The sequence below is a fragment of the Candidatus Magnetobacterium casense genome, assembly GCF_019173545.1.
Taxonomy (GTDB): domain Bacteria; phylum Nitrospirota; class Thermodesulfovibrionia; order Thermodesulfovibrionales; family Magnetobacteriaceae; genus Magnetobacterium; species Magnetobacterium cryptolimnobacter.
On record NZ_JABXWD010000128.1, the window covers coordinates 1 to 9,264 of the forward strand.

Below are 9,264 nucleotides of genomic sequence, written 5' to 3' on the forward strand. Positions count from 1 at the left end.
TAAGCGAAATCGTCTTTAATGCGGATTTTATTAAAGATACCAGCCAGGCTATACTCGATGATCATGACTGCCTGCACGTTTTTGTATAAATAAATGGGCACTATATATACCAGATTATTATTGCCGGAGAGATAAAATCTTGGTTCCCCAACAGCCATGGCCATTTTCAGATGTATTACGTTTGAATAATCAGGCGGATTCTTCGACGTTGAATAAATGATGCTTCTGTCAAGACGCACCATGGTTACAGACTGGATATCTGTTGTTACAAAACTGTCAAGTAATTTTGGCATAGATTCCGATCTGATCTTGTTATAGACAATGAATCCCAGGAAAACGGGACTGCGGCTGAAATTCTGAACGTTCTCAAAGGCATATAACAGGCGTTGTTCAAGATTCTCCATACAATTTTCACTATGCAACAGCAGGTACTTGTTTAAGTTGGATGTGAGGGTTCTCTGCAGTAAAATGGCAACCACAATGGTAATAAAAAACAGCAAACCTGCCATAACAATTATATGTTGTTGCAAGAGGCGCTTTTTCAGACTCTTCACGGGAAGTTGTGCAATCACCTTGACCTCTTGTCAATTGGCACTATGATGCCATGTCGGTCATATTTAGCCATAAAGTAGTCATTGATATCGAGGGCGTCATGTCTTGTCTTTGTAAATGGCGGTGAGTATGTCTTTACCAGTCCGTGGTAGGTTTTAATATTTTCCAGAGAGTTACGTATGGCTGGGCGGTCAAAGGTTCCGGCGTCATTGATCGCCATTACCAAGAGATTTACAAGGTCATAGGCCTGTGCCGTTGCTGCCGGTACGGGTATTTCCTGCGCCGTGCTGACGTGGTAGGTATCAAGATACTGTCTGAGCACTCTCCTAGTCAGTTCATCATCAGGATTTAAGAAAGAAGAAAATGTCTGTATGAAACTTAAATTCACGCCTTTTAACTGTTCCGGTATATATCCCCCGGTGATAAAAGCCATATGTGACAGCAGCGGTATTTTCCTTTTCAGCAGTGCCAGGGCTTTCATAATTGCCGTCCTGTCAAAGGCAGTTCCTATCACTATCAATACCTCGGCGTCAGAATCCTCGATATTATAAGCTTGTTGTCGCACATCCTCCTCTCCCATGTTAAAGAACTCTACCGCAGATGGTGTCAAATTACTTTCACGGAGAGAGTTTGACATGATTCTTCCATTTTCTTTACCCCACTCGTTATTGACCAGTAGAAAGGCTATTTTTTCAGACTTTTTCAATGCCTGTTGTATAAGAAAATGCCCCGCCTTTTCGTCATTGATGGAGACCCTGAATACGTAATTGGGGTTATATGAATTATTGGTGATCTTGTCTGAGGCAGCCCATGGAACAAGGTATATGAGCTTTTCCTTATGTATAAGCTCAATGTCGCTCATAATCAGCATACCGTGGATTCCGCCCATTATAGCTACCAGGTTTTTCATCTTGCTAAGAGACCTTACGTTTTTCTCACTGAGGTCAGAGGACACCTTATGGTCCATCACCACGATGGCCAGCTTCCTGCCGAGTACCCCGCCTCGTGCATTGATCTCCTCCACGGCAAGCTCCATCCCACGCCTTATGGCCATGCCTGTAGTGGCAGCAGCCATGCTCATGTCAGCATTGAGGCCGATTATGATATCATTATCGTTTTCGTAGTTGTACTTTTGTTTTAGATACGCCAGTGTAAGGTCGATGATATCTTGTCCTGCGATAGTCCTGTATTTATCGATTATATGTTTGGTTGCATTCTGAAATTGCCGCAGTTGCCGGTCGTTGAGATATATGACATTAACGCCTGCTTCTTTTATGGCCTTTATGTAGTCCTGTTCCTGTTTGGCGATCAATTCCCTTTCAAACGCTCTCAACTCCCTGGCTGTTATCATGAGGGTCTGCACGATGTCGTCAGGCAGGGAGCTGAGGGTTTTTTGGCTAAAGCAAAACACGTAGGCCATATATGCGTGATTGCTTATTATCAGGTTAGACTGAACCTCATAGAACTTAAACCCGTAGATTGCGGCGATAGAGTTCTCCTGGGCATCTATTTCCCTGTTTTTGAGGGCATCATATGCCTTGTACAAGTCTATCGGGACAGGCTTTGCCCCAAGGGCAATGAACTGATCCGACACCACTTCGTTCTTGATTATGCGGACATTCATACCGTCTAAGTCCTGCGGGGAGTACACGGGTCTGTTTGCGGTGAATTGCTTAAACCCGTTACCCCAAAACGCTGCCCCAACAAGCCCCTCCTGCTTTAACCTCTCCAGCAACAGGGCGCCGGGTTGACCATCCAGCATTGCGTAGGCATCCTCGATCCTCGGAAACAGAAACGGGATGTCCGTGTACTGCATAGCCGGCATGATCACACTTAACTTGGCCGCCGGGGAAATCAGTATATCCAGCTGACCGTTTACTGCCATTTCGATCATCCTGTAGTCGTCCCCAAGCTGTTGGGCTGGGGATATGTTGATTTTAACTCGTCCGTTGGTCTTGTCCCTGACGGTATCGGCAAATCTCTGCGCAGCTATGTACATGGCAGTGCCTGGGGGCATGTTATGGCCAAGACTCAATTCATAGACCTTCGCAGCCCTATCACCAACGACAGACTTAGAAGCATAAAGATAAAACAACACGCCAACTGCAACACATAAAACGATGACGCCAACTATCACATACCGTCTGTTGATAGCCTTGACAACGTTATCCTTCATACACGCCTCCTGATGCTCCTCATGCACATGCACTGCATCCGCCTCAAGTATTGTTTTTATTTTTCAGAACTAAATATTTATTATGGTAGCATAAAGAAAACTAATTCCACAATTAACGCATCTTCTTTATATTTCACGGTAAAAGAAAAAAGGAGGGCGGCTCCGCCCCCTCCTCAGACCTCCCCCGCAAGGGGGCCAGCCCCCTTGACCCCTTCCTGCGCAGGCTTGATCGGTAGTGTATTTTAATTTTACCCTGGATTTTTAAGAGGACACCAATTAACCGTGGTCTATTACCTGCTGTTGTACTTTTGTCTGAGATACTCCTGTGTCATAGCGATGACATCTTCCCCTGCGATAGTCCTGTAATCATTGACGATATGGCTGGTGGCCTTTTTAAATTCATTGCTCTGTTGTTCGTTCAGGTATATAATATTAACGCCTTTGTCTTTCATCAACGTAATGTATTCCTCCTCCTGTCTGGCGACCAAGTCTCTTTCAAACGGTGTCAACTCCTTCGCCGTTGTTATGAGAATTTGCACAATATCGTCGGGTAGGATTTCCAGCACTTTTTTGCTAAAGCAAAACACGTAACCCCGATATGCGTGATTACTTATTGTCAGGTTTGATGCAACCTCATAGAGTTTAAGGGCGTACACGTCGGCAACAGAGCTCTCCTGAGCATCGATAACCCTGTTCTTTAATGCCTCATATACCTTATCCACGTCTATCGGGACAGGTTTTGCACCAAAGGCAGTAAACATATCCGTTGTGATGTTGTTATTTTTCACACGCACCTTCATACCGACGAAGTCCTTTGGGGAGTGCACGGGTCTGGTTGTTATGAATTGCTTAAAACCGTTGCCCCAAAACGCCGCACCAATAAGTCCCTTCTTGCTGAGGTCCTCCATCAGCAGCGTGCCTGGTCTGCCATCCAGCATTGCATAGGCATCCTCAAGCCGTGCAAACAAAAACGGGATGTCAGCGTACTGCATGGCCGGAAGTATCACGCTCACTTTGGTTGTCGGAGAGATCAGGATATCCAGTTGGCCATCTAATACCATTGAGATCATTGCGTAGTCGTCGTGTAGCTGTTGGGGCGGGGAGATGTTGATATTGACGCCCCCGTTGGTCTTGTCCCTGACGGTATCGGCAAATTTCTGTGCGGCGATGCCAATGGCGCTTCCTGGTGGCATGTTATGGGCAAGGTTCAACTCATAGACCTTCGCATCCTTGGCCTTGACAGTCTTAGCACCGGACTTAACGGAGGGATAGAGGTAAAACAGCGCCCCCACCGTAATACATAAAACGATGGCGGCAACAAACACGTACCGTCTGTTGGTAGTCTTGACAACTTTATCCTGCATACACGGCTCCTTAGCGATACGGATTAAAAAGTCTTGGTCAACTCTGTGAGGTAGTCTTTTAACATAGCGGAGAACTCGGGGCGTTTCAACGAAAGGCTGATTGTGGCCTGCAGGAAGCCAAACTTATCTCCGGCATCGTAACGCCTGCCTTTAAAGAGGTATCCGTAGATTGGTCGCTTTTCCAGTAGCAGACTAAGGGCGTCGGTCAACTGGTACTCGCCGCCGGAGCCTGGTTGGATGGTCTCCAGCACGCCAAAGATATCGTTGGTCAGTATGTACCTGCCGATGACTGCGTAGTTGGAAGGGGCTTCTTCGATCCTGGGTTTTTCCACGAGTCGGTTAATCCGGATTACGTTGTCGCCAATGTCCTCACCGGCAATGATGCCGTACTTGGAGACATCGCTGTTGGGTACCTGCTGGAGGGCGATCACGGGGGAACGATATTTGGCATAGAGTTTTATCATGTCGCATAACAGTGTATCATCGGGGTCTATGATGTCGTCGCCCAACAGTACGGCAAATGCTTCGTCACTGACATAGGGTTTTGAGCACAGGATCGCGTGTCCAAGGCCGAGGGGTTTGCTCTGTCTGATGAAGGCAAAGCTCAGGTTGCTGTGCTGGTTGATCTCATCCAGGAGGGTATGCAGGCCCTTTTGACGAAGCAACTCATCAAGCTCAAAGGAGTAATCAAAGTGGTCTTCTATCGCCCTTTTGTTCTTACCTGTGATGATGATAAACTCGTCGATGCCATACCTCTCACACTCCTCCACCGAGTACTGGATCAGAGGTTTATCGACAATGGGGAGCATCTCCTTGGGCGATGCCTTGGTGACAGGTAGAAACCTTGTTCCCAATCCAGCCGCCGGTAATATGGCCTTCTTTATCACTGCAAAAGTATAGCAGACAACTTCATAAATTGTAAACAGTTTTTTTGTCCGTTCAAGAATTTTCTTACCGTAAAACCTCCATGTCTTTACAGACACAACAACCAAGTCACAAAAACATCTCACAGCACAGTTGTCAGGCGGCCATGGAACATGCTATTGTATATGTATCAGGCATATAGTGAGGTATACAATACGATGCAGATGATACTGGAATCACGGGTTGACCGATTAGAAAACCTCATGGCGGAGGTGATCGGACTGTGCAGGGACTTGAAGACCGAAGCCGCAGAGCGCGATCGGCGGGATGTTGAGCGTGACCGGCGTTTTGAGGAATACATTCGGCAGGAAAAAGAGGAGATGGATGTCTTTCGTCAAGAAATGATGGCAATGAAGATTGTTACTGATGCTCGGTTTGAAGAGCGTGACCGGAAGTTCGAGGAATGGCTTAAACAGAATAAAGAAGCGCAGCAAGAGCAAGCTCGGAAGGATAAGGAAGAAAGGGAGAAAGAGCGCAAGGAATTAGTGGCAATGATTAATAAGTCAAATGCAGAGAATTCTCAACTACTCGGTGTCCTCGTTGAGAACATAATAGCGCCTGGAGCGAAGCCTTTGGTAAGGCAATATTTCAAATGTGAGCCTATTGACTTTCGTGTAAGAGCCATGAAAAGGAAAGGTGCCAATAACTGCGAGGTTGACATCCTGGTCATCTGTGAGGACAAGGCCTTCATGATAGAGGTCAAATCCAAGCCTGATGGCCGTGATGTAAAGAAAATACTGGACAAGGCAGAGACACTATCGACATTTTTCAGCGAATGTGCTGATAAACCAATAATCCCGATGCTGGCAAGCACACTTGTTGATGACAATATCATAACCATTGCGACGAGAAAAGGACTATACGTTGTTGCATACAGACAATGGGAATACCTGGACATCCTTAACTTCGATGCGCTAAATAAAAAAGACACCTCTGCCTGAGCTAAAGCCTTAAACAGTCAGTTAGTCTCATGCCCCTGGTGACCCTGAACGGCATTACTGTTATGTTTAAAGAGAGGGCAATCTATGAGTAGCAGACAGTCCGTAAAGCATTTATACGTAGTTTCCACGATAACCTGACATTTCTATTTTGCTGTGACATGCATGAGGTGTGTGTGGATGATTTCTATTGGATTAAATACAAGATAATGGCATTTTACGGGGTCAAGGGGACTTCTTCGTGCCCGGGGTGGCTCACCCCTCCCCTTGCGGGGGGTTCTGAAGGGGGCCAGGAGCGCATTGAGCCGGGGGTCGCTGACCCCTCCTGGAGCGACAAAGAAGCGGAGCCGCCCCTTTCTTTCTTGTATTGCACACAATCGAAACGCGCTATACCTGTGTAATATGGCATTGTTGCTGTGCGTGAGCAACGTGACCACGTTTGAATGGAGTGCTACCGAGGGGGCAACGTCCCCGACTCAAGAGTTGTTGCCGGGGCCGGTGACCTTGCCGTGACGCATTTCGATGATGCGACTTACAAATGGGTTGTCATAGACTATGGCGTCGTGCGAGGCAATGATGATGGTCTTGCCCTGTTGGCACAGGCGCCTGAGGATGTCAATGAGGTCCTCGGAGAGCTTTGAATCCAGATGTGCGGTTGGCTCATCGGCGAGCAGCATTTCGGGGTCGTTGATCAACGCACGGGCAATGGCCACGCGCTGCCTCTCTCCGCCGGAGAGTCGTGTCACCTCGGTGTTTATCTTGTGCCGGATGTCGAGGTCGGTGAGTATCCTGTGCAGACGCTCCTTCATCACGGTCAGGGGAACAGTTGTGGGATACAGCGGCAGACAGACGTTTTCCCTGACACTTATGCCCGGAATCAGGTTAAAGTGCTGGAAGATAAACCCAAAGGTCTTGCGTCTGATCTGCGTCAGAAACCGCTCGGGGAGTTTTACCACGTCCCTGCCGTTGATGAGCACCTTACCCTGCGTTGGCCGGATCATGCACCCGATGATGCCCAACAGCGTGGTCTTGCCTGAACCGCTTGGCCCCTTGAGAACGACCATCTCCGCACTGCCCGTCTCAAGGCTGACATCACTGAGCGCCAACATCTCATCGGGCATCCCGGCGTTGTAGACCTTGGATATACCTTCAACCGTTACCATTGCCTTCTACGTCCTCATGATCGTATCGGGGTCGGCTATGGCGGCCTTCCACGAGGGGATTATCGTACTGGCCAGATATGGTACGACGGTCAGGAAAAAAATAACGACCACCTGGTATATATCAATGTATGGTATGGGGTCAAAGGGTGGCAGCATCACCGACCATCCCTTGAGGAAGGGTTCAAAGATAGTTCCGCCGAAGTAAAACACGTGCACGTAGCCCAAGCTCACACCGCCGAGAAAAGACGTGAAGGATACGACCATCGCCTCCCAGAACTTGAGGGTCAGGACGTCCGAGGTTTCCCAGCCGATGGCCTTGAGTATGCCTATTTCCTGTCGTTCTTCGGCGCTGAGGCCGGTTGCCTTGTCCCAGGCGAAGATGAAAAACGCCAGCAGGGTTGCGCAAAATATCAACAATGCCATCCCACCGCGCCAGTTGAAGACGTTTTCGTAGGTGCGCAGTATCTCCGAACGAGTGATGGGTCTGGTGTCAGGCAGCGTGCGTCTGATCTTGTTTGCAATGGTATCGATCTCATGTTCGTTGCTGACGCTGACCATGAGGTCTGTTGCCTTATCGTTGTCCATGGCAAAGAATCTCATGAAGTCGTTCTTGTCCAGGACAACGAGGTCATTGGTCAGGACGCTGGAGTTGGCCGTGAAGATGCCAACGACATCGAGCATCAGTTTTTGTTCCGAGCCAAGCGTAAAGAATATGGCGTCGTTGATGTCGAGCTGTCTGGCCTGTGCAACGCCCTTGCCCACGGCGCACTGACCTTCCTGTGGCATTGTTCCGGTCAGGAGGTTGAGATTGGTGTTGATGGTGGTTCGTGCCATGATTGTGTAGTTTCCGCCGGTGAGGGAGTCATAGTAGTATCCCCAGTAGCGTGGTTGTACTGCCGCTACGCCGGGAATGGCCTCTATCAGACCGACATACTTCAGCGGGATCAGGTCATGTCTGCCACCGGAGAGACGCTGCACGATCAACTCGGGGGCATCTGTAAAGACATTCAGGGCTTCGTTCTTGAGCGAATGTGTCAGAAACATCACCGATGACAGCACACTCACCAGCAGGGCATAGATCAGAGACAGTGCAAAGTTCTTGTACTTGCGTCTGAGCAGGCTTGACAGGGCGTATTCAAGGAGTCGGTAGTGTTTTCTCATAACCTCGGATGTCTCAGGATGTCAGGGGGGTCAACAATGGAACCTGCGGGGAAGTGATCAAAGGCCGACGGGAAGTCCTGAAAAGGCGTAAATATGTCGGCCTGTGAGAGGTGTCTTGTATAACGCGCCTCCGTAAACAGGGCAAAATCGGTCAGTGTTAGCTCTTTGACCAGTTGTCGTTTCCCATAGACCTCACGCTGCCTCAGATTAACCATGAATTGCGAATGCAGGTACAGCATGAGCAGTAGCACGGTTTCCAGCGTCAGAAACCACAAAAACACTTTAGCCTTAATCATTGGCTTATAGTCTTAGTTGCCCTTATGTTTGCGGGGCATTTCCCCGGCCAGGTCTTCGGGTTTGATGTCGGCGAACTTCACGGACACTGCACCCTTATGGTCCACCATGAAGGTCTTGACCTTGTCGTCATTGACGGGGACATACTCCTTACCCATTGGGCCCATGACGTCGCTGCCTGTGACAAAGGTTATGTCCTGTGCCTTTACCGGTTTAGCGTTATAGTACTCGGTCACGTAGATGTCCGATATATCGGCCTGGGTCTTGTCCTTATTATACTTGGCCATGTTGTGGTAGTACTTGAGCATGTCCTTTGGACCATCGAACATAGCATAAGAACCGTCCTTGAAGATTATCTGCGCAACCCACTGAGGGAAAGGATGCACAACCATCCCACACACTTGGCACTTATCCTTTGTGTTGGGCTTTAGCGCCTCTGCTGCATAACCCGTTGCCACCGGCAAAAGAAACATCACTAAGATGAGCAATGCCGCTGTTGATTGTTTTCTCATTAGAGAGACCTCCTGTTTTTTTGACTTTAGTATAACATGTACCTGATAAAAAAAAACAGGGAGCGAATTGCCGTATCCTCTTAAAAAAGCATGGTAAAATGGGGTCAAGGGGACTGGTCCCCTTGCGGGGGGTTCTGAAGGGGGGCGGAGCCGCCCCTTTCTTTCTTGCCTTAAAGTATA

9 protein-coding genes are annotated in these 9,264 nt (G+C 48.4%); 1 reads left to right on the plus strand and 8 read right to left on the minus strand.

The genetic code is table 11. The annotated features are described in order from the left end of the window. The 4 genes from HWQ67_RS08425 to galU all read right to left on the minus strand — a co-directional run. Positions 1 to 572: hypothetical protein (locus tag HWQ67_RS08425; RefSeq protein ID WP_218252244.1), on the minus strand; the 572-nt coding region annotated here is incomplete at its 3' end. After that, positions 569 to 2,728, minus strand: coding sequence for a DctP family TRAP transporter solute-binding subunit (locus tag HWQ67_RS08430; RefSeq protein ID WP_218252245.1), 2,160 nt, complete (start codon positions 2,726 to 2,728; stop codon positions 569 to 571). The genes HWQ67_RS08425 and HWQ67_RS08430, both read right to left, overlap by 4 nt. A gap of 290 nt (positions 2,729 to 3,018) precedes the next feature. Continuing rightward, positions 3,019 to 4,092: a TRAP transporter substrate-binding protein gene (locus tag HWQ67_RS08435; RefSeq protein ID WP_218252246.1), complete on the minus strand. Its 1,074-nt coding sequence runs from the start codon at positions 4,090 to 4,092 to the stop codon at positions 3,019 to 3,021. Positions 4,093 to 4,115: 23 nt separating this feature from the next. Next, complete coding sequence (galU, locus tag HWQ67_RS08440; RefSeq protein WP_320414555.1) at positions 4,116 to 5,075, minus strand: UTP--glucose-1-phosphate uridylyltransferase GalU; 960 nt, start codon at positions 5,073 to 5,075, stop codon at positions 4,116 to 4,118. A 54-nt stretch (positions 5,076 to 5,129) separates the two neighbouring features. On the opposite strand from galU, the gene HWQ67_RS08445 reads away from it, so the two are divergent. Next, complete coding sequence (locus HWQ67_RS08445; RefSeq protein WP_218252247.1) at positions 5,130 to 5,957, plus strand: hypothetical protein; 828 nt, start codon at positions 5,130 to 5,132, stop codon at positions 5,955 to 5,957. A gap of 473 nt (positions 5,958 to 6,430) precedes the next feature. Here the strand turns inward: HWQ67_RS08445 and HWQ67_RS08450 are convergent, their stop codons facing one another. The 4 genes from HWQ67_RS08450 to HWQ67_RS08465 are packed head-to-tail and all read right to left on the minus strand — an operon-like array spanning position 6,431 to position 9,084. Further along, positions 6,431 to 7,117, minus strand: a complete 687-nt coding sequence (locus tag HWQ67_RS08450; RefSeq protein WP_218252248.1) for an ABC transporter ATP-binding protein — start codon at positions 7,115 to 7,117, stop codon at positions 6,431 to 6,433. A gap of 6 nt (positions 7,118 to 7,123) precedes the next feature. Then, positions 7,124 to 8,278 (minus strand): ABC transporter permease, encoded by a 1,155-nt coding sequence (locus HWQ67_RS08455; protein ID WP_218252249.1) that lies wholly within the window; start codon positions 8,276 to 8,278, stop codon positions 7,124 to 7,126. After that, on the minus strand, positions 8,275 to 8,574 hold the full coding sequence (locus HWQ67_RS08460) for a hypothetical protein (RefSeq protein ID WP_218252250.1): 300 nt from the start codon (positions 8,572 to 8,574) through the stop codon (positions 8,275 to 8,277). The genes HWQ67_RS08455 and HWQ67_RS08460 overlap by 4 nt, the downstream gene beginning before the upstream one ends. Before the next feature lie 12 nt (positions 8,575 to 8,586). After that, the gene (locus tag HWQ67_RS08465) at positions 8,587 to 9,084 is read right to left on the minus strand and encodes a nitrous oxide reductase accessory protein NosL (RefSeq protein WP_218252251.1); all 498 of its coding nucleotides are present in this window, start codon (positions 9,082 to 9,084) and stop codon (positions 8,587 to 8,589) included. Positions 9,085 to 9,264 lie beyond the last annotated feature (180 nt).

What these genes read in the sequence shown, in the direction of transcription:
- HWQ67_RS08430 (WP_218252245.1), bottom strand. Translation starts at nt 2,728, where the DNA reads ATGAAGGATAACGTTGTCAAGGCTATCAACAGACGGTATGTGATAGTT.
- HWQ67_RS08435 (WP_218252246.1), bottom strand. Translation starts at nt 4,092, where the DNA reads ATGCAGGATAAAGTTGTCAAGACTACCAACAGACGGTACGTGTTTGTT.
- HWQ67_RS08445 (WP_218252247.1), top strand. Translation starts at nt 5,130, where the DNA reads ATGCTATTGTATATGTATCAGGCATATAGTGAGGTATACAATACGATG.
- HWQ67_RS08450 (WP_218252248.1), bottom strand. Translation starts at nt 7,117, where the DNA reads ATGGTAACGGTTGAAGGTATATCCAAGGTCTACAACGCCGGGATGCCC.
- HWQ67_RS08455 (WP_218252249.1), bottom strand. Translation starts at nt 8,278, where the DNA reads ATGAGAAAACACTACCGACTCCTTGAATACGCCCTGTCAAGCCTGCTC.
- HWQ67_RS08460 (WP_218252250.1), bottom strand. Translation starts at nt 8,574, where the DNA reads ATGATTAAGGCTAAAGTGTTTTTGTGGTTTCTGACGCTGGAAACCGTG.
- HWQ67_RS08465 (WP_218252251.1), bottom strand. Translation starts at nt 9,084, where the DNA reads ATGAGAAAACAATCAACAGCGGCATTGCTCATCTTAGTGATGTTTCTT.